At 56.9% G+C, this 355-nt stretch carries 2 protein-coding genes; both read left to right on the top strand.

The features are described 5' to 3' along the window. A partial coding sequence (locus KNO61_RS17125) for a hypothetical protein (protein ID WP_214874005.1) occupies nucleotides 1-193 on the top strand: 193 nt, incomplete at its 5' end. Continuing rightward, nucleotides 99-355, top strand: a 257-nt coding sequence (locus KNO61_RS17130; protein WP_483297744.1) for a transposase, incomplete at its 3' end; no start/stop codon positions are given. The genes KNO61_RS17125 and KNO61_RS17130, both read left to right, overlap by 95 nt.

Below are 355 nucleotides of genomic sequence, written 5' to 3' on the forward strand. Positions count from 1 at the left end.
GTGTAGAATGAAGTCACCACAACACACATTCAGACGGAGGAAATCTCATGAGCTACACCCATCTTACCACAACGGAACGCGTGAAAATAGAGAACTAGCTGGAGCTCGGGATGTCCATCCGGTCCATCGCGAGACGGCTCGGGCGACAGCCATCGACCGTCTCGCGGGAGATCAAACGGAACCCCGGCTATGAATCAGGACGTGCGCAGAGGCGCTACGAAAAGGCGAAAACCAACTGCGGTGCCAAGACGAAGCTCGACGACACGATGCGCCGGACGATCGTCGAGAAGCTGCGTGCGACCTGGTCTCCGGAACAGATCGTCGGCCGCCTCTACACAGGAATAATTGCCTTCTC

The organism is Exiguobacterium sp. s140, assembly GCF_018617035.1.
Lineage (GTDB): Bacteria > Bacillota > Bacilli > Exiguobacteriales > Exiguobacteriaceae > Exiguobacterium > Exiguobacterium profundum.